This is a genomic window from Bacillus sp. SD075 (assembly GCF_017355165.1).
GTDB lineage: Bacteria > Bacillota > Bacilli > Bacillales > DSM-1321 > Peribacillus.
Genome location: NZ_JADILK010000011.1, coordinates 57,406 through 82,701, shown reverse-complemented (window position 1 = coordinate 82,701; position 25,296 = coordinate 57,406). Strand labels below are relative to the sequence as shown.

Genomic DNA, 25,296 nt, shown 5'->3' with positions numbered 1-25,296 from the left:
TCGACCTCCCCTGGAATAATTCCTCCTCAATGAAATCACATTTTTGTTTTGTGAGGAAGGGGGATCCTTTTTCTGAATTCTGTTTATCCGTCAAAATAGAGTGGTATATGAGGAAGGATAACGCAATTATTTCGAATAAAGTAAATACATACAACACGATTTAATCTGAATGAATTCTTAGACATGGAGGGGAATGAGTGGGATGACGAAAGCAAATGAAAGCGGAAGAATCGATGGGCAAAGTAAGCAGCGACAGCTGGATCAATACCGAGTGGACGATAATGGGAAAAAGATGACGAGTAACCAAGGTTTGCGTATTTCTGAGGACGAGCATTCTTTGAAAGCGGGAACCCGTGGTCCAACTTTGATGGAGGATTTTCATTTCCGTGAAAAAATGACACATTTTGACCATGAGCGTATTCCTGAGCGGATTGTCCATGCCCGTGGATCTGGCGCACATGGATATTTTCAGGTATATGAACCGTTGTCAGAATATACAAAAGCCAAGTTTCTTCAAGACCCTTCAGTCAAGACACCAGTATTCGTTCGTTACTCCACGGTAGCAGGTTCCCGCGGATCGGCAGACTCGGTCCGTGATGTAAGAGGGTTTTCTACAAAGTTTTATACTGAGGAAGGAAACTATGATTTGGTCGGAAATAATATTCCGGTATTTTTTATTCAGGATGCCATTAAGTTCCCGGATTTAATCCATGCGGTTAAACCAGAGCCACATAATGAAATACCCCAGGCTGCGTCAGCCCATGATACTTTCTGGGATTTCGTCGCCAACAATGAAGAAACGGCTCATATGATCATGTGGCATCTTTCTGATAGGGCCATACCAAGAAGCTTCCGGATGATGGAAGGGTTTGGTGTCCATACATTCCGTTTTGTAAATGAACAAGGCGTGTCCCATTTCGTTAAATTCCATTGGAAGCCTGTACTGGGAGTTAAATCCCTTGTCTGGGATGAGGCACAGAAAATTGCAGGGAAGAACCCTGATTTTCACCGCCAAGATCTGTGGGAAGCGATAGATACCGGAAATTATCCTGAATTTGAATTTGGCGTGCAAATGATTAAGGAAGAAGATGAATTCAATTTCGACTTTGATATCCTTGATCCCACTAAACTATGGCCGGAAGAACAAATTCCGGTGAAAATAATCGGGAAAATGGTTTTGAACCAAAATACGGATAACTTTTTTGCAGAGACGGAACAGATTGCTTTCCATCCGGGGCATGTTGTACCGGGTATTGATTTTTCAAATGATCCGCTGCTTCAAGGACGTTTATTCTCCTACACCGATACCCAGCTATCCCGATTAGGAGGACCGAACTTCCATGAGCTGCCGATTAATAGGACGGTTGCCCCCGTTCATAATAATCAACGCGATGGCATGCACCGAATGTCAATAAATCCAGGGCCGGTCAGCTACCACCAAAATTCCCTTGCAGGTAACTCTCCAGAACCTGCTTCGGAAGGGGAAGGCGGCTATGCACATTACCAGGAAAAAGTCGATGGCAGGAAGGTCCGTCAGCGGAGTGAAAGCTTCAAGGATCATTACAGCCAAGCAAAACTATTTTGGAATAGCATGACGGAAGTGGAGAAGGAACATATTATTCAGGCTTTCCACTTTGAAGTGGGAAAAGTGAAAAGTAAGGACGTTCAGCAGCAAATTGTCGAGATGTTCAGCAATGTAGATGTCGGATTGGCTAAAACAATCGCGATTGGAGTGGGCGTGAAACCTCCTGCCAACAAGAGTGGGGTCCAAATGGATTTGGCTTCTCCGGCCTTAAGCCAGGAGCAAATGAAAGTGAACACGGCGGCAACAAGAAAAGTGGCCATATTGGCTGCAGATGGTTACAACGGGTCAGAGGTTAATCAAGTTTTGAAGTCCTTTAAATCGACAGGTATAACGGCTGAAATCATCAGTAATAATCGTGGAGTGATTACAAGTTCTGAAGGACAGCAGGTTGAGGTGAATCAGACATTCCTGACAGCCGATTCGGTACTTTTCGATGCTATATATGTGGCAGGAGGCCAGGAGAGTGTCGATGCTCTAATGGTATCCAAGGAACCAATTTACTTTGTTAATGAAGCCTACAATCATTTCAAAGCGGTTGGTGCGGGAATTGAGGGAGCCAAGATCTTATCGAAGGCAGGCATCGTTTCCAATGATCCAGCTGCAGGCATTGTAACTGTTACGGATAAAAATAGTGGTTCTGCCTTTATCGAGGCAATTGCCAAGCACCGTCACTGGACACGCGCTTAATATTGGATGCCCCCCTAGGCTTGGAGTCTGGGGGGATTCAATAAACACATATTAAGTTACTTTGCCTTTTCTTCAAAAAGCGATGCAATGCCAACAATCACTTTAGTGGCCAGGATCATGTTATCGACGGAAATAAATTCATATTTGCCATGAAAGTTCTCCCCGCCCGTGAAGATGTTGGGTGTTGGCAGGCCCATATACGATAATTGAGATCCGTCCGTACCACCGCGTATTGGTGAGATCTTCGGTTGTATACCGAGTTGCTCCATTGCTTCATGGGCAATATCCACGATTTCCTTCACGGGTTCAATTTTTTCCTTCATGTTGAAGTACTGGTCCTGTATTACAAGCTGGATACGGTTTTGTCCATATTTTTCTTTTAAATCTTCGGTCATTTCAGTTATATAATCCTTACGCTCATTAAATTTCTGACGGTCGAAATCCCTGATGATATAAGAAAGCTTGGTCACTTCCACATCCCCGTGAAATGAAAGCAGATGATAAAATCCTTCATAACCCTCCGTATATTCCGGTGCTTCTGCCATTGGGAGCTTATCATGGAATTCCATGGCGATTTTCGCCGAGTTCACCATTTTTCCTTTAGCCGTACCAGGGTGAATATTCGTCCCTTTGATCAGGATTTTGGCCGATGCTGCATTGAAGCTCTCATATTCAAGTTCTCCAATTGGGCCGCCGTCCACCGTGTAGGCAAATTGTGCATCAAAAGCATCTACATCAAACTTATGGGGTCCCCTGCCGATTTCCTCATCGGGAGTAAAAGCAACACGGATTTTTCCATGCTTGATTTCCGGATGCTGAATCAAATAATCCATGGCAGTCATGATTTCAGCAATTCCAGCCTTATTATCTGCACCCAACAGGGTTGTCCCATCCGTTGTAATCAAGGTATGCCCTATATAGTTCTTAAGCGATGGAAAATCCTCAGGTGAAAGAATGATCTCCAATCTTTCATGTAAAGTAAGATCTTTGCCATCATAGTTGTCTACGATTTGCGGTTTTACATCTTTTCCAGTGAAATCCGTTGCTGTATCGACATGGGCCAAGAATCCGATTGTGGGGACATCCTTATTTGAATTGGACGGCAAGGTTGCCATGACATATCCGTTCTGGTCAATTGTCACATCCTTCATCCCAATGGATTGAAGTTCCTTGACCAATGCATTTGCCAAGGTCAGCTGTCCGGGTGTAGAGGGACATGAGGGATTTTCTTCATTCGATTGGGTATCCACCTTCACATAAGAAGTGAATCTTTCAATGATTTCATTTTTTTTCACTTTTCCTTCAACTCCTTTTTCCCTTATCTTACCATGCTTGATTGGGATGAGAAAATTATCTTTCTCTAGGTTACTGTTACTTACAGATCATTTGAAATCTTCGAGGATGGTTTCGTCAGCAAAGAACAGCATATCTGCAAAAGACATGCCGTTCTTTGCTATCTCTTTTTATAGTGGATTATTCAAGGCCCATACGGATACGCTTTTCCCATGAACGGGAAAGGTCGCGAAACCATCTTCTTCAATGGTAATGTGGTCATCCCTATGGCAAGTTAAATCACTCCAGGTTTCACCAGCCCGATGTTCACCGACGAACATCCTTTTTTCACTGTTGTGATCTCCATTCGAGATAATGACGGCACACCCCGAGCCTTCTAGCTCTTCAACTCCGTGCCGGACCCAGCCTATCGTATTGGGATTATCAAAGTAGTCCGTCTGTTCTCCGTAAGCTTTTTCATACCTGGCAAATAATAGGCGTTCTAGAATATCCTTTTTCCCAGGCACTGGAGAAGGTCCACCGATTCCATAATAGTCCCCGTAAAAGACACACGGATAACCGCAAAGTCTCAGCAAGGTAAGTGCATATGCCGATGGTTTAAACCAGTCCTTTACCCAAGATTCCAGTGATTCATGAGGCTGGGAGTCATGGTTGTCGACAAAAGTGACGGCCTGTGCCGGATTGGTTTGGACGAGGGTATCATCAAAGATGGTTGAGAGGTCGAAGTCTGTTCCTGCTTTTGAGGCCTCATGAAATTTATAATGCAGGGAAACATCGAACAAGTTGAGGTCATGATTGGTATGCTCTAAGTAAGTTTGACAAGCTTTAACATCCGCCTTCCAAAATTCGCCGACCATGAAGAAATGTTCTTTTGTATAAGGAATGAGTTCTTGGAGAAATTCATTGATGAACTCATAATCGATATGTTTAACGGCGTCCAATCGAAAACCATCGCACTTTAACGTATCAACCATCCATTTCCCCCAGCTAATCATTTCCTGACGAACTTCCGGCAGGCTGTAATCGATATTGGCAAACATTAAATAATCATAGTTGCCGAATTCATCGATGACATGCTGATTCCAGTGCTTATTTTCGCCTGTGATTCGATATACACCCATTTTGTCGTTTTCAGCATCATAGTCCGTGCCATTAAAATGAGTATGGTTCCACTTAAAATCAGAGTATTTATTTTTGCGGCCTGGAAAATCGAATTTAGTCCAGCCTTCCATTTCAAATGGTTCTGAGATATCTTCCATACGGTTGTCTGGATTGACTTCAATAACTTCAAATTTTTCGGTTCCGTCAGCTCCTGCTTTATGGTTCATGACTAAATCGATATAAACACAAAGTCCGTAGTTATGACAGGTGGCTATTGCTTGCAGCAATTCATCTTTGGTCCCGTATTTGGTACGAACTGTTCCTTTTTGGTCAAATTCCCCCAAATCGTAACCGTCATATATCCCATACCCATTATCCCCAACGGATTGCCCTTTGGTAACTGGCGGAAGCCAAACGCAGTCAATTCCCATATCCTTCAACTTGGAGGCTGCATCTGTCAATCTGTCCCAATGAGAACCATCTGCCTCAAGATGCCACTCAAAAAATTGCATCATCGTATGATTTCTTTTCATCCGTTCCCCCCCTGACCCCGACTCGTTTTTAACAAAAGTAAAACTGTACGATCGGATAAAATAATAATGGAAATCTTTACCCCCTAAATTCAGATGATAAACAAGTGAACAACCCTCTTGATTGAGGTTCATTTACCTCTCTATTTTACTATTTTATACCAAATAAGGGTATTTTATATGAAATAGCAGCTAAAAATTATTCAAATGTGGAGGAATAACCCGGAAAAGGCAATACGCCAAATCAATAAAAAAGGTATCCCGAATATTTTGGGATACCTCAGACTGTAGATAATGCGGGGAAAGCAGTTTGTCTACAGTTTTCATTAAAAAATGTTCCCGGCGTTTTCGGAAATCCGTCCCTTTCCGCCGACTGTCTGCCAAGCCTCATCAAAGCAAGCGCTTGCGGGTTCTTGGCTAGCCAGGTATTCGGCAGGAGTGTCGCAAATTTCTTCAACCCAGTGGGGGTTTCAAAAATAAAGTATACTCCAGTTTAATCATGTTTCGGGATGGATGCATTCCTCCCCCCCTTTTTCATATTGGAGGGGATAGACTATTATCCTTTTTTACCTCTCCTTTTAAAGAAGTGGGCGAAAGCCATTGCACCTAATAATAAGATTAGGAGCACGGAAGATAGAATGATCGTATCTTTGGAGGAGCTACTGTTACCCGTTCCCTTTTGGCCCCTGTTCCCGTTTAAACCATTTTCGCCGCCGCCCATGTTTGGTGGTTGCTGGCCTGCATGTGCGTCATCGCCCATATTAGGAGCGCCGCCGTCCATGCTGCTCTCTGTCTCAGCTTCCACAACCAGGTCTCCAGAAAGCTGTGCCAAGATGGAGTCAGCACGTTGGATAGCGAAGTCAACCAAGGTTTCCTCGCCTGACGTTGCTTCTGTATACTCGTCCATTGTATAAAACTTGGTCGGATCCCTTTTCACATATGGTGTGATCAATGTAGAAATTTCAGAGGTCATTGTTGTCATATTTTCTTCAGAGAAAAAATCCGTGGCAATGTCGTCTAGATAATCATCATATTTTTCACGGTATCCGTCGTTGGAAAGCAGGGCATTCAATAAAGGACGATCTTCAAGGGTCGTACCTGAAACAGGTTCGGTAATGCTGAAGTTGATATTACTTTCATTCATGAAATTTGAACTCATATCCACCATTCCGCCACCGCTCTTATTCGGTGCTTCTCCAACGAGTTCCATGTCTTCTTGCTTAGCAATATCATCGTTATTCTCAGCCGTCGCTCCATCTTTTTGGTCAACGTCCATTACATTGCCTTCATTTTTATTTGCTTGATCGTTTTCTCCAGCCTGTCGCCGGCCGCCTCCGGAATAACCACCAAATGACATATTATAGTCCCAAGGCAATATCGAAAAGATCCCGTTCTCTTCATATAGGTAGTAATTGTGCTTTTTATCACCTTGATAGTGGTCGAGGTTGACAAGGGCAGTATTGGCTGCGAAATAGCGCAACATTTCATCGACGTCAAGTACTTCCTCCACGTTCCCACCATTATTGATGGCATCAAGCATTTTGATCATGGCGGATTGGTCCGAATGATCGTTTGTCTTCAAGTTTATTCCTGTGTAGTCATCAATGTCATCACTGATCCACTTTAAATCGCTTCCCGTACCATCCGGATAATAGAGGTCGCCTGTGCCATCAGTGAAGTTGGTGCTTAGGAAGGTTTCCTCTATGGCTTCCACACCTAGATAGAGTCCCCATTCCTTTCCGTTGATGGTCACGTACATATAGGAATGTCCCGGTGTCGCAATTCCCATCTTGTCCATTAATTCATAGGAGAGGTATTCTCTCATATAAGTGGGATCACTGTAATTATTGTTTAGGGCCAACTTTTTCAGGCCATGTAAATCTTGATCTTCCTGATAATAATCAAAGTCTATCTTCCAGCTGTATCGATCTGAATCGCCCATTTGAACAACTGAATTCAAGGAAAGGTTTCCCTTGGTGCGAAATCCCACATTTTTTACCGTCTCCCCATCTATCGTTACATCGGCATTAACGATTTCCTTTTCAGAGGGGTTATCCAGCATGGAATCTAAATCCTCATCAGCCAATGTTATATCAACGGTTGTCACCTTACTTTGGTCAAATACAGATTCTGTATATTTCCCTTTAGTGGCTTTTTCCACTTGAAGATGGGGAAGGAAGAACATCACTGCTAAAAAAATTATTATCAATAATCCAATGGCGGCTACAACATATCTTGTTTTTAACATGCCAAAGCTCCTTCCTCCTGTAGACTTAAATAGAGGGATGGGTATGGATTTTTATGTCCGCCATCTATCTTAAGCTGTGAAGTTGCCATCATAACTTAACATGATGGCAGAGTGAACGCTGTTCATGTCCTTGACTTGATTAATGAATTCCGCATTATTATCTCTTAATCGAATTTCATATGTCACTTCAAGGTTATTATCTGCCATGACGGATTTCGATTTGACGGAATGCTTTTTCACCTTGTTGGATATCATTTCTTCTAACGTTTTTTCAATTGATGCATCTGAATATTTAACGATTAATAAAAATGGATTTTCAATAGTGATTCGATTGGCAAATATGAGCATGACGATACCTATTAAAATGGCCCCGATGATAACCAGTGGAATTAATCCTGCCCCGCATAAAATCCCGGAGGCAGCTGCCCAGAATAGGAAGACCAAGTCCATGGGATCTTTGATGGGTGTCCTGAACCGTACGATGGAAAGTGCACCTACCATCCCTAGGGAGATGACGATATTAGTTGATATGCCCATGATGATCAAAGCCGTGGCCATTGTCATGATGATGAGGGAAATATTGAAATTGTGTGAGTACATCACACCGGAAAAGGTCTTCTTATAAATGACGTAAATGAACAATCCGATGGCAAATGCCAACAGTAATCCAATTAGGGAGTCAATGATTGAAAAGCTCTCGGTCTTGTCCAAAAAGCTTGATTTGAAAATATCATTAAAAGTGGTGCTAGTTGTTGTCGTCGTATCCATTTGCTATTCCTCCATCTATTATGTGTTTACTGCGATCAGCCGTATCTTCTGCTTAATTGATATTTTGAAAAAGCGGTTTTTCTAGTATCGATGATGGATAACAATTGTTTGATGATATCCGGAAGAAATTCGTCAAACTTTATTTCCAGGATGACACAATCTGGGTCTAAAGCATCGACAACGATCAATTCGGGATTCAGGAAGTCCGTATCCCGATAGCTCGTTTTCACATTACTGTCAAAGGTGACCCTCACATTTCCGTACTCATAGATGAATACTTCCCTTTCATAGTCAACGACGGTTGTCGGCTTGATTTGGAAAAGGGTCATTTGAACGTATAAGTCCCTGAGGATATCCCTTGAATCTTCGGACATCCAAGCTATATCCCCTGAACGAATCCGTTCGTATTCTCTAGCAGAAATCCTGCACTTCTGTTTATAGGTAAGGTTATTCCGCTTACTCTTTTTTTCTAGATTGATGAAATCGGTATTATGATCATAAAGTCTGGCCCTGAACTTATCCCTGTGATAGAACCCCTCAGTTTTTTGCCGCAGGATTTTATTGTCAAAGTTATCGAAATAGATACTTCGAATTAAGTATTTCCCATCCAGCCCATGGGGATCAAGCCTCATGAAGTTTTGCAGGTTATTTCTTAATAAGTGACAATCCGCTTTGGTGATTGCATGTTTGAGTTCCCGCCTTCCCTTCAAACCATCCATTGTTGTTCCTCCTTTTCTTTGATTTTTTGACTGCGTTCAGCTTATAAACAGAATCTTAATAAAACCTTAAGAACATTTTTATGTTCAATAGATATATAGAGAATCCGCCCCAGTTTTAACCTTTTCTTAATTTTATTGGAATTTACTAGAAGAAAGATGAGCGAATTTACTCATTGAGAATAATTATCATTATCAGTAGAATGAGTAATGTAACGATGATAATGATAATTATTCTCAATTAATTCAATACATGGAGGTTCACTATGTTAACGAATACGCTTACTAAAAATGATCAACTACTTGAACAGCAAAATACAAGGGAATCAAATGCCCGATCTTATCCTAGAAGATTACCCATGGCTATCGATAAAGCGGAGGGAATTTACCTAACAGACATGGATGGAAAACGATATATTGATTTTCTTGCCGGGGCTGGGACATTAGCACTTGGACACAATCATCCGGCAGTGCTTGAAGCGATGGAAAAAATTCTTAAGGATAAACGTCCTTTACATACATTGGACTTTACGACGCCGGTCAAAGAGCAGTTCGTCGATGAAATTTTTGAATGCCTGCCTGAGGAATTCAGGAAAAATGCAAAAATTCAATTCTGTGGTCCTACTGGCGGGGATGCCATTGAGGCAGCACTTAAACTGGTTAAAACAGCAACAGGCAATAGAAGCATTTTATCCTTCCAAGGAGCTTACCACGGGGCAACGCATGCAACGATGTCGATCAGCGGCAATACAAAACCAAAGGAAAAAATACAAGGGCTAATGCCGGATGTACATTTCCTGCCGTATCCCTATCAATATCGCTGTCCTTTTGGAATAGGCGGGGAAGAAAGCCATAAAATCAGCAGCCAGTATATCGAAAATCTATTGAATGATCCCGAATCAGGATTATTGGCACCTGCAGGAATGATTTTGGAGGCAGTCCAAGGCGAGGGAGGTTCCATTCCAGCTCCAATCCCATGGCTTAAGGAAATCAGAAGAATAACAAAAGAGAAGGGCATTCCGCTAATTATCGACGAAGTTCAATCAGGTATCGGCCGTACAGGGAAAATGTTTGCCTTTGAACATGCAGGAATCGTTCCGGATGTTCTCGTACTATCCAAAGCAATAGGCGGAAGTCTTCCATTATCGGTGGTGATTTATAACAAAGAGCTGGATCTATGGTCGCCAGGTGCACATATCGGTACGTTCCGCGGAAATCAAATGGCGATGGCAGCAGGAACAGCAACTTTAAAATACATGAAAGAGACGAACCTTGTGGAGCATTCCGCTAAAATGGGAGAAATCTTAAAGGGTATTCTTAAGGATTTGCAAAAAGATATTAAGCAGATCGGTGACGTCAGAGGCCGGGGATTAATGGTCGGTGTAGAAGTGATCAATCATGAAGAACCGCAAAATGCGAATGGGAGCCATCCTGCAGATTCGCAACTTGCCAGTGCCATTCAACAGGAGTGTTTTCAAAGAGGGCTGATCCTGGAAGTTGGCGGCAGACATGGAAGTGTAGTGAGGTTCTTGCCTCCGTTGATCGTAACGGAAACCCAGCTTCGCGAAGCCACTGCAATTTTTGAACAAGCTGTTCGTGCAGCTGTTGCAAGAGGGTGAATGATCAATGATCGAAATGATAAATAAAACGGATTTTGCTTATTCTCGATTGTTCTTGAATAACGAAGAAGGCTTCAATAACTACAGCCAGTCATTAAAAATCATTGAAAAAAAGCTGACGGACTTTTTGAATGGGAACCATTCACCATACTCAGGGAAAAAACCGTATGAAATAGAAGCAAGATTACGCGAGCTGACCCTCGCTTCTCCAAAAGGGCAGACAATGGAAGCATTGGCGGATGAGCTGGAAGAGTTTGTTATTAATGACAGCATCAATGTGCACAGCCCCACTTGTATCGGGCATTTGCATTGTCCGACATTAATACCTGCCGTGGCTGCGGAAATGATTATCGGTACGTTGAATCAATCCATGGATTCATGGGACCAAAGCTCGGCGGCAACCTTCGTTGAAGAGCGTTTAATAGAGTGGCTGTGCAGCCAGGTAGGGTTACCGGAACAAGCGGATGGTATTTTCACAAGCGGTGGAACCCAATCTAATTATATGGGCCTGCTATTGGCGAGGGACGCTTATTGTAAGCGTTTCTGGGGCGTTGACGTTCAACAGCAAGGCTTACCGGCCGAAGCGAATAAATTGAGGATCCTATGCTCTGAGGCTGCCCACTTTACAGTTCGTAAGTCAGCAGCACAGATGGGGCTTGGTGAACAGGCCGTAATCACGATTAAAACGGATTCAAATCACCGTATGTCCATAGCTGAATTAAATCATCAATTGCTGCATTTGGAGGAACAGGGTTTACTGCCATTTGCCATCGTTGCAACTTGTGGAACAACGGATTTTGGTTCAATCGATCCATTACACGAATTGTCCGAGGCTGCAAGGAAGAATGGGATATGGCTGCATGTGGACGCCGCATATGGAGGCGCGATGATTTTAAGTAAGGATTACAAGACGTTAATCAGCGGTATTGAACGTGCCGATTCGATTACGGTTGATTTTCACAAATTATTCTATCAACCCATCAGTTGTGGTGCATTTCTTGTCTCTGACAGCAAATCATTTCAATATATCCAGCATCATGCCGATTACTTGAATCCACAGGAAGATGAAGCGGAGGGCATGGTTCACTTAGTCAATAAATCGGTTCAAACGACAAGAAGGTTTGACGCACTGAAACTCTGGATGTCATTGAAGGTCGTTGGACTGGATTCCTTTGCCGAAATGATCGACTATACATGTCACCTTGCACGTGAAGTGGCTGTGAAGATCGATAAAGAAGAAGGATTCACCGTATTGAATAAAGAACCTGAATTGAATGCGGTTGTATTTCGTTATAATCCCGAGGGAGAAAGTGAACAGTTAGTAAATCTATTAAATAAACAGATTCAGCAAGAATTATTGAAGAGCGGACGGGCATTTTTAGCAAAAACGCGTTTTGAAGGACAGGTATATTTAAAAATGACACTATTGAATCCAATGACAAGGCTTGAACACATAGAGGGAATTTTAGACGAAATTCAAGTATTGGGTGAAATGTTCATGATGATGGAGGAATGAAGATGAATGGTAAGCAAATAGCTGAAAGGGCGACGATGCAAAGCTTTCTGAATTGTTATTTCCGGGAAACCGGAAATTGCGGTTTAGGAGAAATGAAAAACTGGCCCAATTTGGAGGGGACCATTCCGGGTCCATTATTAGTCAGTAAGCTCATATCCCAAGATATTGCATTGCTTGTTCCGCTTAAATATTGGTCGGAAACGGGGCGGCATATTTTCGACTTCCCGATTTACTATCAAACGGCATCCAAACAAGTACATGAATTAGATTACGTGACAATGGTATCGATTGTTTCTAAAGAATTATTGAATGAGCAGGGCCGGACGGACAGTGAAGATGAATTGATGCTGCGTGTCATCCTTAGCAGCCAAAATATACAACGGTATGTTGAAGCCAGGACGGAAGACATTGATGCACTTCAAAGTCCTGATTTCACCTACATCGAAGCCGAGCAGTCGCTTTTATTTGGGCACCTGTTCCACCCGACACCGAAAAGCAAGCAGGGCATTTCAGAAAAAGATGAATGGATCTATTCACCTGAATTAAAAGGGGAGTTTCAGCTGCACTACTTCCTGGCAGAACCTTCGATTGTCATCGAGGATTCTAGTGAAGTCCAATCGGCAAGTGAGATCATTAAACAGGAATTAGCCGGCGACTTGGAGATTCCCAGCGAATTCAGAGAAACGTATTGCCAAAAGGAAAGCCGATATCTCATCATCCCGGCACATCCGCTACAGGCAAAAGTGCTTATAGAAAAAGAAGAGGTCAAGAGGCTAATCGAACAAGGGTCACTAGTTTATTCAGGGCCGCTTGGAAAAAAATTCACGGCCACCTCTTCATTTAGAACGGTATATAGTGCCACCTCGAGATATATGTACAAATTTTCCGTTCCGGTTAAAATCACGAATTCTTTACGTGCAAATCTGCAAAAAGAACTAGATCGTGGTGTGGAAATTGCAAAATTAATAGATACTAAAGTGGGCGACGACCTAAAAGAACGGCACCCCTCCTTCCGTATCATCAAGGACCCTGCTTACCTAACGATCAAGACAACCGAGCAAGAATCAGGATTCGATGTTGATATTCGGGAGAACCCTTTTTATGAAAACGGTGAACAAGCAAGCCTGATTGCCGGCTTATGTCAGGATAATGCCTATGGTGCACCATCAAGACTAGGGGCGATCATCCGCAAATTATCAGCTGATGAAAACCGCAGTACCGAAGAAGTAAGTAAGGATTGGTTCAAAACTTATCTGTCAATGACATTGAAACCGATGCTTTGGCTATTTGAAGAGTATGGGATTGTTTTAGAAGCCCATCAACAAAATTCCATCATTCAACTTCAAGATGGGTACCCAGCCACTTTTTATTATCGTGATAATCAAGGGTATTACTATTGTGAGTCCAAAGTGGACAGGCTGCTGAAGATCTTGCCTGAACTAAGTGAAAAAAGCTTCACGGTTTGTTCTGATGAAGTCGCTGAAGAAAGACTGCAATACTATTTCTTTTTTAATCACTTATTAGGCTTAATCAATAATTTTGGAACGGAAGGATTAGTCTCAGAAAAAGCACTATTGCAGCTTGTTCAGGAACAACTTGAAACCAGCAGCGGGGAAAGCGAAGATGAAGGGTTGAATCGAGTTGTTTCAAGGTTGCTCCATGCCCGGGAATTATCTTGCAAGGCTAATTTACTGACGAGATTTCATGATATGGATGAGCTTGTTGGTTCACTGGAGACACAGTCCGTTTATACAACGATTGATAATCCGTTCGCGCAGGGGGTTATGGCCGTCCATGAAAAATAGTTATGAAGAAATGCTGAAGGACTGTAATCAACAGCTTTCATTTGTCAAAGTTGAATTTGAGAGGGATATAGATACCTTGCATAAATGGATGCATGAAGATCATGTGATACCCTACTGGAATTTAAATTTCACAAAAGAAAAATTCGCTGTTCATTTAAAAAAGGCATTAGCTGATACACACCAAACGCTCTATTTGGGCTGCCTGGACTCCATTCCCATGAGCTATTGGGAATCGTATTGGGTAAAAGGCGATATCATCGAAGATTATTATGAATCCGAAGAGGGAGACCAAGGCATTCATTTACTCATTGGTCATCCGGATTATCTAGGAAAAGGACTGACTTTGCCGTTTCTACGTGCAATGGTGAAGTACCAACTACTTACTGCAAAAACAAAAAAAGTGATGGCTGAACCGGATATTCGAAATGCAAAGATGATTTACTTATTTGAAAAGTGTGGGTTTACGCCAATTAAAGAAATTGAGCTCCCTGATAAAACAGCATTGCTAATGTCATGTACACGGGAGAATTTCGAGAGGAAGTGGAAGTATGGAGAAGCAACAATCTATCTATGACCTGGTAGGGATAGGGATAGGTCCCTTCAATCTTGGACTTGCGGCCCTTTTGGAGAAAACCCCGGAGTTGAATGCCGTCTTTTTTGAGAAAAAGCAGGAATTTAATTGGCATGAAGGAATGCTGTTGGAAGGGACAACTCTGCAGGTACCGTTCTTTGCCGATCTGGTTAGCATGGCAGATGTGACAAGCCCATATAGTTACCTGAATTATTTACAGCAGCATGATCGGCTTTATCATTTCTACTTCCTTGAAAAATTCTTGATTCCACGAAGAGAATATAACGACTATTGCCGCTGGGCTGCCCATCAACTTGATAGCTGCCGTTTTGGAAAAGCGGTGGAGGCGGTTGAATATATAGGGGATCAAGATGAACCGTGCTATCAAATCAGTGTAAGGGATGCACAAACACAAAAGATCGATGTCTATTATAGCCGTCATGTAGTCATGGGAATTGGCAGCGCCCCGACTGTTCCATCGGCCTTTCATCCATATATGGGAGAGAGCATCCTGCATTCGGCCGATTATTTGCGGAATAAGGAAAATGTCTTAAAGAAAAAATCCGTGACGGTTGTCGGGTCTGGACAGAGTGCAGCCGAAGTCTTCCTGGACTTGCTTAATGAGCAGGAGGAGTATGGATACCAGCTAAACTGGTATACAAGATCCAAGGGATTTTTCCCTATGGAATACTCAAAACTCGGGTTAGAATACTTCACTCCAGATTACCTTGATTTCTTTTATCGGCTGCCACAGGAAAAGAAGGATGAAATTTTGCCGAAACAGGATCTATTGTATAAAGGGATCAGCGCTGCGACAATTGCGGCAATTTTTGACAAGATGTATGAAAAATCGATTGGAAATGCCGAACTTTCCATTGAACTTCAGGCCATGACGGAAGTTGCGGCAGTTACCCCCGCTGAAAATGGCTGGAGATTGAAATGCCGACAGTGGGTGGAAGATAGCGAATTTGATGTGGACACAGAGGCGATTGTTTTTGGAACGGGCTATAAATCAACCCTTCCGGCATTCCTTGAAACCATGGAAGATCATTTAGTCCGCGATGACTTGGGGCGTCTAGCCATAACGAAAGACTATCGGGTAGGAACGGCCATCTCTACACCGAATCACCTTTTTATTCAAAATGGCGAGATGCATACACATGGTGTGGGAGCCCCGGATCTAGGCTTAGGGGCATTCCGGAATTCGATTATCATCAATCAATTGGCAGGTAAAGAAGTTTATCCATCCGAGCCAAAGGGTGCATTTCAGTCATTCCGTGTGAAATCACCCGTCATGTCTTACTAAGAGAAGGGAAGGGAGAATTATATGCAGTTCATAAAAGAAGTGGAAAAAGCGGTTTCAGAAAAAAATTGGTCGATAGTAAACCAAAACCTGCTGGCCAAGATGATTTCCGAGTATATGTATGAAGGTATGATCCATCCAGCTGTTCTGAACGAAAATGCAGCAGGAAACCTATATGAGTTAAAGATAAATGAAGGGAAATCTTATCGGTTTTTGGCCTCGCACCGCCTTTTTGACAGCTATGAAGTACAAGCCGAGTCGATCCAGGTAAGTGAAACGGAAGGTTTTACAAAAGCCAATGATGCCATTCAATTCATTCTAGACATTCAGCCATTAATTGGGATGACTGCAGAAACAACGGGACATTTAATCAAAGAATTCCATCATACGCTGCTTGCGGATCTCCAATTGCTATCCAAACCTGAACAAGATGCGGATGATTTAGTCGAACTGGATTATGCATTACTCGAAGGAGAAATGAGCGGTCACCCTTGGATTGCATATAACAAGGGAAGAATCGGATTCGGTTATGATGATTATTTGAAGTTCGCTCCAGAAAACCAGAAGGAAGTTCAGTTATCTTGGATTGCCGTCCATAAAACGAGGGGCGAGTTCAATTCAATCGAAACGTTATCCTACAAGCAATTGATGGAGAATGAACTGGATGGGGAAACCCAAAAATCATTTGCAAAAAGATTGACGGAAAAAGGGCTGAACGCAGAAAACTATTACTACCTCCCAGTCCATGAATGGCAGTGGAAGAATGTAATCATCCAGAACTTTACCGATGACTTGGCTAAAGGGATGATCGTAGCTTTGGGAAATGGTCCTGATGAGTATCTGCCTCAACAATCCATTCGGACATTCGTTAATGTATCGAATAAGGATAAACACCATGTAAAGCTGCCGATGAGCATTTTAAATACGCTGGTTTACCGCGGATTGCCAGCGGAGCGCACGGTCATTGCCCCAAAAATCACAACGTATATAAAGAACATTTATGATAAAGATTCATTCTTGAAAGAACAATGCAAAGTAGTGCTTCCTGGTGAAGTGGCCAGTTTAAATGTTGATCACCCGTATTATTCCAAGCTAGAGAATGTACCCTATCAATATTTAGAGATGCTTGGTGGCATTTGGAGAGAAAGCATTTATAGCTACATGGAAGAAGGCGAAAAGCCCATTACGCTTGCGTCCCTTTTACATGTGGATAGCAAAGGGAAACCATATGTGGAGAGCCTTATTGAAAAATCGGGATTGACGGCAGAAGCTTGGACAGCTCAATTATTCGACGTCATTCTATCACCATTACTACATTTTATCTATCAATATGGATTGGTCTTCTCGCCACATGGTCAAAATACCATTTTAGTCTTGAAAGATTATAAGCCTCACCGTTTGGCCATCAAGGATTTTGTAGATGATGTAAACGTCAGTGATCAGCCGCTTCCCGAATTAAGTAGTCTTCCTGACGATTTAAGAAAAGTACTAAGAAGTGAGACCCCCGAGGGGCTGGTTCAATTCATTTTCACAGGACTTTTCATCTGTCATTTCAGATACTTGTCAACACTTCTGATGAAGAGGTCCCTATTGGATGAGAATGCTTTTTGGGAAGGCGTGGCCCAAACAATCCTTTCACATCAGAAAAAATTCCCGATGTTACAGGATCGTTTCGATACATTCAATTTCTTTGCACCAAAATTAACGAAACTCTGCCTGAATAGAAATCGGATGCTCCAATATGGATATAGCGATGGGGAAGACCGTCCGCATGCATCTGAGTTTGGGCATGTGAATAATGCCCTTTATGAAAAGTTACCTGCAAAAACGCTATAAAATTAAACTGGCTCAGACTCTTGATCCAGTTGCAGGCTGTAGACAAACTCGTTAAGAATGGAGTTTGTCTACAGTTTTTTTAGGTTTGTCGGCCCTCGGCGCAAAGTGCGCCGAGGGTCTCCCTTGGACGTTTTATTCACGCAGGAGTCTCGTACACCTGTTCCAATCAACTTTTGTTTTAGGATGTAAAATCCTATATATGCGAAACGCAAAGAGACGAAATATCCGCCTAAAAAAGGATTGTGTTAGCCTCTTTGGTTCAAATTCCCTAAAAATTATCTTTGGAATAGGGCTTGCCGTTCATATAAATTGGTGATAAGCTATTGTGTAAACGGTTACACAAAATTATTGAGGGTGATATATTGGCAACTATTCGGGATGTTGCAAAGGAAGCTGGAGTTTCTGTTGCAACGGTTTCCAGGGTTATGAATGGCAGTGGCTATGCACATGAGGACACAAAAAAGGTGGTCATGGCAGCTGTTGAAAAATTAAATTATAAACCGAATGAAGTGGCAAGATCCCTCTATAAACGTAAATCCAAATTGGTTGGTTTGATTTTGCCGGACATTACGAATCCCTTCTTCCCAGAAATGGCAAGGGGTGTCGAGGATTATCTGCAGCAATTTGGATATCGGTTAATTTTTGGAAATAGTGATGAAAAAAGAGATAAGGAAATAGAATATATTGACACTTTTCTGCAAAATAATGTAGTGGGCATGATTGCTTCGACTAGTGAAGAAGCCAACGAAAATTTTGATAATCTGGATATTCCAGTTGTCCTTCTCGACCGTACAGCAGAGAAATTACCAGCTGTTTATTCGGATCAAAAGACAGGCGGGAAGCTGGCAGCACGCGTATTGCTGGATAGAGGCAGTACGAATATCGTCCTCATTAGGGGGCCAGTCGAAATAAAGCCTGTATATGAACGGTACATGGCAGCATTGGAAGAATTGAAACAAGCAAAAGTGAACGTGCAAGTCATGGATTCATCCCTAACTCTTCAGGGAGGCCAAACTTGCGTGAAGGAGCTGTTTGAGCAATACCCGGAAACCGATGGAATCATCGCTTGTAATGATATTGTTGCAGCGGCTGCACTTCAAGAAATCTTAAAACGGGGAATACGGATACCGGAAGACATACAATTGATCGGCTATGATGATATCGCCTTCACAGCGTTATTGCACCCGCCGTTATCGACCATTCGGCAGCCAGCCTATGAGATGGGGGCACAAGCGGCGGAAATGCTAATTAAACGGATTCATCAAGAAAAACTGGAAGTAACACATAAAAAGCTCCCTGTTTCTTTTGTGGAGAGACAAACAACGAGACGGAAGGCGGAGAACACATGATTAGAATTGCAGTAGTGGGAAGTTCATCAATGGACTTAGTTGTGACATCAACCAAGCGGCCAATGGCCGGTGAAACGGTTTTAGGAGAGTCCTTTATTACGGTTCCTGGTGGAAAGGGAGCCAATCAGGCTGTTGCAGCGGCACGTCTTGGTGCAGAAGTGTCGATGGTTGGATGTGTAGGAGATGATGTCTATGGAGAGATCATCTTAGAAAACCTGAAAAAAAATCATGTAAACACGAAGTATGTGGAACCGGTTACAGGTTCGGCCTCCGGGACAGCACACATTACTCTTTCGGAAGGTGATAACAGCATTATTGTCGTAAAAGGTGCGAATGATTTCATTACTCCTGAATATGTACAAAAAGCGAAAAAGGTGATAGAGGAATCGGATATTGTGATGGTTCAGCAGGAAATACCTGAGGAAACGGTGGAATATCTGGCGGAATTGTGCAACATGCTTCATAAGAGATTACTATTGAACCCTGCTCCCGCCCGCAACCTAAGCGAGGCTGTCATTCAACAGGCATCATTCCTTACTCCGAATGAACATGAATTCGAGATACTATTCAATGGGAGAGATAGAACGGAAGTCTTGACTGAGCACCCCAATAAATTATTCATTACCGAAGGGAAAAATGGCGTCCGCTATTTTGACGGACACGAAGAAAAGGTTATTCCAAGCTTTGAAGTGGAAGCGGTGGATACTACAGGGGCAGGGGATACATTCAATGCTGCCTTTGCCGTGGCTGTTGCAGAAGGAAAGAGTTTTGACGAATGTTTGTTATTCGCGAACAGGGCGGCCTCCATTTCCGTGACGAAGTTAGGAGCCCAAGGTGGCATGCCGCAAAGGATAGAGGTAGAGAGGGGCTTTGAAGCATGAAACGTCAAGGAATCATCAATAGTTCAATAGCCAAGGTCCTGGTTGACCTTGGTCATACCGATTATATTGTCGTAGGTGATGCCGGGCTGCCGGTGCCACCTGGAGTTTGCAAGATAGATTTAGCATTGACGCCTGGAACACCATCATTTCAGGATGTCGTCCGGGCGATTCACGAAGATATGGTTGTTGAAAAAGTTATCGCTGCCACGGAAGTGAAGAGTAAGAACCCGGAACAGCATCAATATATGGAGCAGCAATTCGGAGCGGCGATTGAATATGTTTCCCATGAGGATTTTAAAAGGCTGACAAGTAACGCGAAAGCAATAATCCGGACCGGGGAGACGACGCCATATTCAAATTGCATATTGCAGTCTGGAGTATTCTTTTAAAGAAATGAGATGATGAGCATGCAAATCGAAATGCACAATATTTATAAAGCATTTGGTCAAAACAAGGTATTGGAAGGTGTTCATTTTTCTTTAGAGGCAGGGGAAGTACATGCACTAATGGGGGAAAATGGTGCAGGGAAATCAACCTTGATGAACATTTTGACCGGGTTGCATAAACAAGATCAAGGAACGATTGAGATCAACGGTAAAAAAACCTCATTCAAGGATTCAAAGGAAGCCGAGGAGGCGGGAATGGCGTTTATTCGTCAAGAATTGAATATTTGGCCAGAAATGACCGTGCTGGAGAATCTATTTATTGGCAGGGAAATGGTGAATGCCTTCGGTGTCCTGAAGACGAAACAAATGAAAGCGCGTGCAAACGAGATTTTTAAAACGCTTAATATTTCCCTTCCTTTTGATAAGGAAGCCGGATTTTGTTCTGTCGGGGAACAGCAAATGATCGAAATTGCCAAGGCGCTCATGACGGATGCCGAAGTCATCATCATGGACGAGCCAACAGCCGCTTTAACTGATAGGGAAATAGAGAAGCTCTTTGAAGTGATGAAGGGACTTACCAAAAAGGGTGTATCGCTTGTTTATATTTCTCACCGAATGGAAGAAATATTCGCCATTTGTGACAGGATTACCGTCATGCGTGACGGAAAAACAGTGGATACGCAAAGAATTGCAGATACAAATTTCGATGAAGTCGTTAAAAAAATGGTCGGGCGCGAGCTGGAGGACCGTTTTCCTCATCGTGAAGCGGATCCTGGGGACATAGTCCTTGATGTAAAAGGGTTAACTAAAAAGGGGCTTTTTGAAGATATCCATTTCGCAGTTCGGCAAGGTGAGATTGTCGGTGTAGCCGGATTGATGGGAGCAGGCAGAACAGAAATAATGCGCGCCCTTTTTGGTGTCGACCAAATAGACAGCGGTGAAATTACCATCGAAGGCAAGAAAGTTTCCATACGAAAACCAACGGATGCAGTCCGACACGGCCTGGCTTTCATTACGGAAAATCGTAAAGAAGAGGGGTTGATCCTGGACTTTTCTGTAAGGGAAAATATTGGATTGCCGAATCTCAAGAGTTTTGCTCCTAACGGTATCGTAAAAACGGAAGATGAGATGAACTTTGCCGAAATGATGATTAAGCGGCTCCACGTAAAGACTTCTTCTGCTGAAACGGTAATTGGCAATCTATCCGGAGGAAATCAACAAAAGGTGGTAATAGCCAAATGGATCGGCACTTCCCCTAAAGTTTTAATTATGGATGAACCGACCAGAGGCATAGATGTTGGTGCAAAACGTGAAATTTACGAGTTGATGAATGAATTGACGGAGCGAGGCATCGCCATCATCATGGTTTCGTCAGAACTTCCGGAAATCATTGGAATGAGTGATAGAATCCTTGTGGTTCACGAAGGTGAGATCACGGGGGAATTGTTAAAGCAGGAAGCGACACAAGAAAAAATTATGGCATTGGCGACAGGGGGGAACTAGGATGAAACTTGAGGCTACAGGGAAAAGCGGGATTTGGCAGAAATTTGGTCCGTTACTCGCCCTGGTACTTTTATTTATCGTGATAACCGTTTTAAATCCATCATTCATGGAACCGAATAATATTTTGAATTTATTGCGTCAAACCTCTATCAATGCACTTATTGCATTTGGAATGACCTTTATCATATTGACAGGTGGCATAGACTTGTCCGTAGGCTCCATTTTAGCTCTATCCAGCGCACTTATGGCTGGTATGATGGTCTCGGGATTAGATCCGATTTTAGCCATATTAGTAGGCATTCTACTAGGTGCGATAATGGGTGTAATCAATGGGATTCTCGTTTCAAAAGGAAAAATGGCGCCTTTCATCGTGACACTGGCCACCATGACGATTTTCAGGGGATTAACGCTTGTGTATACGGATGGAAAGCCGATTACTGGAATTGGCGATTCTGTAATGTTCCAGATGCTGGGGAGAGGTTACTTCCTGGGAGTGCCAGTACCGGCCGTTGTGATGGTCATCGCTTTCCTAATCCTATGGTTCCTGCTTCATAAAACATCTTTTGGCCGAAAAACATATGCCATTGGCGGAAATGAAAGGGCTTCCCGTATTTCGGGGATTAAAGTTGACCGAGTCAAGGTGGCCATATATGGTCTGGCCGGTACGATGGCAGCAATCGCTGGTGCCATTTTAACCTCCCGCCTGAATTCGGCACAGCCGACAGCAGGCCAATCCTATGAAATGGATGCCATTGCAGCCGTGGTGCTAGGCGGAACGAGCCTTTCAGGCGGTAAAGGACGGTTGTTCGGTACGCTGGTGGGTGTCCTGATCATCGGTACATTGAATAACGGCATGAATTTACTTGGTGTATCCTCCTTTTACCAGCAAGTGGTAAAAGGTGCAGTTATATTAATCGCGGTCTTACTTGACCGTAAAAAATCATAAGAAGAGGTGTAATCAATGAAAAAAATAGTATCGATCATCATGGTTCTTTCTTTAATGGTCTTAGCTGCCTGTTCAATGGATTCTGGTCTAAAAGATGATAAAAAAGAAAAGAAAGGCTCCATGAAAGACGTGAAAGTCGGAGTCAGCATTTCTACTTTAAACAATCCATTCTTCGTTTCCTTAAAAGATGGTATTGAAAAAGAAGCAAAAGAAAAGGGAATGAAGGTCACAGTTGTTGACGCCCAGGATGATACGGCAAAACAAATTAGCGGAATTGAAGATTTAATTCTTCAAAAGGTTGATGTCCTCCTTGTGAATCCTACGGATTCTGCGGCAATATCTTCAGCCGTTCAATCAGCAAATGAAGCGGGCATTCCCGTTATCACGATTGACCGCTCTTCTGACGAAGGCGACATTGAAACGTTCATCGCTTCCGACAATGTGGCTGGCGGGGAAATGGCTGCGGAATATCTAGTTAAAGAGCTTGGCGAAAAAGCGAAAGTGGTAGAACTTGAAGGGGTATCCGGAGCATCTGCAACTCGTGAACGCGGGAAAGGTTTCCACAATATTGCGGACAAGCAGTTAGACGTCCTGACAAGCCAAACGGCGGAATTCGACAGGACAAAAGGGCTTAACGTCATGGAAAATATTCTGCAAGGCAATAAAGACATCCAAGCGGTATTCGCCCATAATGATGAAATGGCACTTGGGGCCATTGAAGCAATCAAGGCAGCAGGAAAAGACATCATCGTGGTTGGTTTTGACGGAAATGATGATGCATTGAAAGCAGTTGAAAATGGTGAACTAAAAGCTACAATCGCCCAACAACCGGCACTTATCGGTGAAGAAGCGGTTAATGCGGCTGAGAAAATCCTAAAAGGCAACAAAGTGGATGACACAATATCCGTTCCATTGAAATTGGTCACCAAAGAATGATTGTCTCCCCATCACAAAAGAGTGTCGGAACTTTTCCGGCACTCTTTTTGTAGTTAGAAAGAAATGTTTTAATCTCATTGATGTTATCTAAGCGTGGATATTCAGCTTGAATTGATATGAATAAGAGAATAAAAGAAAGTGAGTGAGTTCACTCTTTGAAGGCGGCCCATGTCAGAACCGCCTCTTCAATTAATTGATTGATGGTTAGAGTATACCTTGAGTCAGCATAGCATCCGCCACTTTAAGGAATCCGGCAATATTTGCCCCAACAACCAAGTTGCCAGGCGCACCATATGCTTCTGCAGCCTCTACACTGTTTTTATAGATGTTTTTCATGATCTCATGCAGCTTTGCATCGACATCTTCAAAAGTCCAAGGCATTCTGGCGCTGTTTTGGGCCATTTCGAGTGCAGACACGGCTACGCCGCCTGCATTGGCCGCTTTTGCTGGTCCAAAAAGGATGCCGTTATTAAGGAATACATCAATGGCCTCAAGGGTTGAAGGCATATTAGCACCCTCACCGACTGCCTTCACATTGTTTTTGATGAGTAATTTTGCAGCTTCTTCATCGATTTCATTTTGTGTGGCACAAGGCAGTGCGATGTCACATGGTACAGACCAAATGCCGTAGCTTCCTTCATGGTATACAGCTTCCGGGTGCGCATCGATATACTCGCTCAATCGTTTTCGTTCCACTTCTTTTAGGCGTCGTACTGTATCCAGGTTCAGACCATTTTCATCATATATGTAGCCATTGGAGTCGCTGCATGCAACTACTTTTGCTCCTAGCTGTGTTGCCTTTTCAATGGCATAAATGGATACATTGCCAGATCCGGAGATAACGACAGTGCTGCCATGGAATTGTAACCCTTTGTCTTTTAGCATTTCTTCGACAAAGTATACCGTTCCATATCCAGTCGCTTCTGTACGGGCCAAGCTTCCGCCGTAACTTATGCCCTTACCAGTCAGAACACCAGCTTGATAGCTGCCTTGCCTCTTTTTATACTGACCGAACAGGTAACCGATCTCCCTTGCACCGACTCCGATATCACCAGCCGGTACATCTGTATCTGGGCCGATGTAGCGAGCTAGTTCTGACATGAAACTTTGGCAAAAACGCATGATTTCCGCGTCCGATTTTCCTTTTGGATCGAAGTCCGATCCGCCTTTTCCCCCACCAATCGGTTGGCCTGTAAGTGAGTTTTTAAAGATTTGCTCGAAACCAAGAAACTTTATGATGCTCGAATTGACAGTGGGATGGAATCGGAGACCGCCTTTGAATGGCCCGATTGCACTGTTGAATTGTACACGGAAACCACGGTTTACTTGAACACTTCCCAGGTCATCAACCCAAGAGACACGGAAGGTGATCATTCTTTCGGGTTCAACCAGTCTTTCCAATATTCCGCTTTTCATATATTCGGGATGTTTCGCAAAAACGGGGACCAATGAAAGGAATATCTCCTTTACGGCTTGGTGGAATTCACTTTCGTGGGGATTACGCTCCTTTACCTGTGCGTATACTTGACTTACGAACTCTCTGGCCTCTTGTAATTCCTTATGTTCGACTTCCTGTGAAGTTGTCATTGGTTTCTCTCCTTTAGATATAAAGTCATAAATTATTAAATAGGGTTAGTCTATCGGTTTTTATATGATACTTTCATGGTATAATTTAAAAATGAAATAAACAATCTGAATATTAGATAAATAACATGCT

19 protein-coding genes are annotated in these 25,296 nt (G+C 43.0%); 13 read left to right on the top strand and 6 right to left on the bottom strand.

Going from position 1 to position 25,296, the window contains the following annotated elements; translation table 11 throughout:
* Positions 1-202: 202 nt before the first annotated feature.
* Entirely contained in the window at positions 203-2,272 is a 2,070-nt protein-coding gene (locus IOC57_RS10690) for a catalase (RefSeq protein WP_207438708.1), read from the top strand.
* A gap of 56 nt (positions 2,273-2,328) precedes the next feature.
* Here IOC57_RS10690 and pepT read toward each other — a convergent pair whose 3' ends face one another.
* From pepT to IOC57_RS10665, 5 genes are all read right to left on the bottom strand, one after another.
* Entirely contained in the window at positions 2,329-3,567 is a 1,239-nt protein-coding gene (gene pepT / locus IOC57_RS10685) for a peptidase T (RefSeq protein ID WP_207438707.1), read from the bottom strand.
* 168 nt (positions 3,568-3,735) lie between these two features.
* Positions 3,736-5,199 (bottom strand): alpha-amylase, encoded by a 1,464-nt coding sequence (locus IOC57_RS10680; protein ID WP_207438706.1) that lies wholly within the window; start codon positions 5,197-5,199, stop codon positions 3,736-3,738.
* Between the two features lie 553 nt (positions 5,200-5,752).
* Positions 5,753-7,444, bottom strand: a complete 1,692-nt coding sequence (locus IOC57_RS10675; protein ID WP_207438705.1) for a CotH kinase family protein — start codon at positions 7,442-7,444, stop codon at positions 5,753-5,755.
* 69 nt (positions 7,445-7,513) lie between these two features.
* Positions 7,514-8,212 carry a DUF4956 domain-containing protein gene (locus IOC57_RS10670; RefSeq protein WP_207438704.1) on the bottom strand — a complete coding sequence of 233 codons (699 nt, stop codon included), beginning with the start codon at positions 8,210-8,212 and terminating at the stop codon, positions 7,514-7,516.
* Between the two features lie 35 nt (positions 8,213-8,247).
* Entirely contained in the window at positions 8,248-8,931 is a 684-nt protein-coding gene (locus IOC57_RS10665) for a polyphosphate polymerase domain-containing protein (RefSeq protein ID WP_207438703.1), read from the bottom strand.
* A 263-nt stretch (positions 8,932-9,194) separates the two neighbouring features.
* On the opposite strand from IOC57_RS10665, the gene IOC57_RS10660 reads away from it, so the two are divergent.
* From IOC57_RS10660 to rbsB, 12 genes are all read left to right on the top strand, one after another.
* Entirely contained in the window at positions 9,195-10,547 is a 1,353-nt protein-coding gene (locus IOC57_RS10660; protein WP_207438702.1) for an aspartate aminotransferase family protein, read from the top strand.
* Positions 10,548-10,554: 7 nt separating this feature from the next.
* Complete coding sequence (locus tag IOC57_RS10655) at positions 10,555-12,063, top strand: pyridoxal phosphate-dependent decarboxylase family protein (RefSeq protein ID WP_286184729.1); 1,509 nt, start codon at positions 10,555-10,557, stop codon at positions 12,061-12,063.
* A 2-nt stretch (positions 12,064-12,065) separates the two neighbouring features.
* The gene (locus IOC57_RS10650; RefSeq protein WP_207438701.1) at positions 12,066-13,868 is read left to right on the top strand and encodes an IucA/IucC family protein; all 1,803 of its coding nucleotides are present in this window, start codon (positions 12,066-12,068) and stop codon (positions 13,866-13,868) included.
* On the top strand, positions 13,858-14,442 hold the full coding sequence (locus IOC57_RS10645) for a GNAT family N-acetyltransferase (RefSeq protein ID WP_286184728.1): 585 nt from the start codon (positions 13,858-13,860) through the stop codon (positions 14,440-14,442). Before IOC57_RS10650 ends, IOC57_RS10645 begins: the two co-directional genes overlap by 11 nt.
* Positions 14,417-15,745: a lysine N(6)-hydroxylase/L-ornithine N(5)-oxygenase family protein gene (locus IOC57_RS10640; protein WP_207438700.1), complete on the top strand. Its 1,329-nt coding sequence runs from the start codon at positions 14,417-14,419 to the stop codon at positions 15,743-15,745. The genes IOC57_RS10645 and IOC57_RS10640 overlap by 26 nt, the downstream gene beginning before the upstream one ends.
* 21 nt (positions 15,746-15,766) lie before the next feature.
* On the top strand, positions 15,767-17,578 hold the full coding sequence (locus IOC57_RS10635; RefSeq protein ID WP_207438699.1) for an IucA/IucC family protein: 1,812 nt from the start codon (positions 15,767-15,769) through the stop codon (positions 17,576-17,578).
* Positions 17,579-17,940: 362 nt separating this feature from the next.
* Positions 17,941-18,927, top strand: coding sequence for a LacI family DNA-binding transcriptional regulator (locus IOC57_RS10630; protein WP_207438698.1), 987 nt, complete (start codon positions 17,941-17,943; stop codon positions 18,925-18,927).
* Positions 18,924-19,808 (top strand): ribokinase, encoded by an 885-nt coding sequence (gene rbsK / locus IOC57_RS10625; RefSeq protein ID WP_207438697.1) that lies wholly within the window; start codon positions 18,924-18,926, stop codon positions 19,806-19,808. The genes IOC57_RS10630 and rbsK overlap by 4 nt, the downstream gene beginning before the upstream one ends.
* Positions 19,805-20,197, top strand: coding sequence for a D-ribose pyranase (rbsD, locus tag IOC57_RS10620; RefSeq protein WP_207438696.1), 393 nt, complete (start codon positions 19,805-19,807; stop codon positions 20,195-20,197). Before rbsK ends, rbsD begins: the two co-directional genes overlap by 4 nt.
* Positions 20,198-20,215: 18 nt before the next feature.
* Positions 20,216-21,697, top strand: coding sequence for a sugar ABC transporter ATP-binding protein (locus IOC57_RS10615; RefSeq protein WP_207438695.1), 1,482 nt, complete (start codon positions 20,216-20,218; stop codon positions 21,695-21,697).
* Between the two features lies 1 nt (position 21,698).
* Positions 21,699-22,643, top strand: coding sequence for an ABC transporter permease (locus IOC57_RS10610; RefSeq protein WP_101223945.1), 945 nt, complete (start codon positions 21,699-21,701; stop codon positions 22,641-22,643).
* Between the two features lie 15 nt (positions 22,644-22,658).
* Complete coding sequence (gene rbsB, locus IOC57_RS10605) at positions 22,659-23,579, top strand: ribose ABC transporter substrate-binding protein RbsB (RefSeq protein WP_207438694.1); 921 nt, start codon at positions 22,659-22,661, stop codon at positions 23,577-23,579.
* Positions 23,580-23,783: 204 nt separating this feature from the next.
* On the opposite strand, the gene gdhA is transcribed toward rbsB, so the two are convergent.
* On the bottom strand, positions 23,784-25,166 hold the full coding sequence (gene gdhA / locus IOC57_RS10600; RefSeq protein ID WP_207438693.1) for an NADP-specific glutamate dehydrogenase: 1,383 nt from the start codon (positions 25,164-25,166) through the stop codon (positions 23,784-23,786).
* Positions 25,167-25,296 lie beyond the last annotated feature (130 nt).

Coding starts and splice junctions, on each gene's coding strand:
- IOC57_RS10645 (WP_286184728.1), top strand. CDS start 13,858: ATGAAAAATAGTTATGAAGAAATGCTGAAGGACTGTAATCAACAGCTT.
- IOC57_RS10660 (WP_207438702.1), top strand. CDS start 9,195: ATGTTAACGAATACGCTTACTAAAAATGATCAACTACTTGAACAGCAA.
- rbsK (WP_207438697.1), top strand. CDS start 18,924: ATGATTAGAATTGCAGTAGTGGGAAGTTCATCAATGGACTTAGTTGTG.
- IOC57_RS10640 (WP_207438700.1), top strand. CDS start 14,417: ATGGAGAAGCAACAATCTATCTATGACCTGGTAGGGATAGGGATAGGT.
- IOC57_RS10670 (WP_207438704.1), bottom strand. CDS start 8,212: ATGGATACGACGACAACAACTAGCACCACTTTTAATGATATTTTCAAA.
- rbsB (WP_207438694.1), top strand. CDS start 22,659: ATGAAAAAAATAGTATCGATCATCATGGTTCTTTCTTTAATGGTCTTA.
- IOC57_RS10610 (WP_101223945.1), top strand. CDS start 21,699: ATGAAACTTGAGGCTACAGGGAAAAGCGGGATTTGGCAGAAATTTGGT.
- IOC57_RS10655 (WP_286184729.1), top strand. CDS start 10,555: ATGATCGAAATGATAAATAAAACGGATTTTGCTTATTCTCGATTGTTC.
- IOC57_RS10615 (WP_207438695.1), top strand. CDS start 20,216: ATGCAAATCGAAATGCACAATATTTATAAAGCATTTGGTCAAAACAAG.
- IOC57_RS10690 (WP_207438708.1), top strand. CDS start 203: ATGACGAAAGCAAATGAAAGCGGAAGAATCGATGGGCAAAGTAAGCAG.
- IOC57_RS10665 (WP_207438703.1), bottom strand. CDS start 8,931: ATGGATGGTTTGAAGGGAAGGCGGGAACTCAAACATGCAATCACCAAA.
- IOC57_RS10680 (WP_207438706.1), bottom strand. CDS start 5,199: ATGAAAAGAAATCATACGATGATGCAATTTTTTGAGTGGCATCTTGAG.
- gdhA (WP_207438693.1), bottom strand. CDS start 25,166: ATGACAACTTCACAGGAAGTCGAACATAAGGAATTACAAGAGGCCAGA.
- rbsD (WP_207438696.1), top strand. CDS start 19,805: ATGAAACGTCAAGGAATCATCAATAGTTCAATAGCCAAGGTCCTGGTT.
- IOC57_RS10675 (WP_207438705.1), bottom strand. CDS start 7,444: ATGTTAAAAACAAGATATGTTGTAGCCGCCATTGGATTATTGATAATA.
- IOC57_RS10635 (WP_207438699.1), top strand. CDS start 15,767: ATGCAGTTCATAAAAGAAGTGGAAAAAGCGGTTTCAGAAAAAAATTGG.
- IOC57_RS10650 (WP_207438701.1), top strand. CDS start 12,066: ATGAATGGTAAGCAAATAGCTGAAAGGGCGACGATGCAAAGCTTTCTG.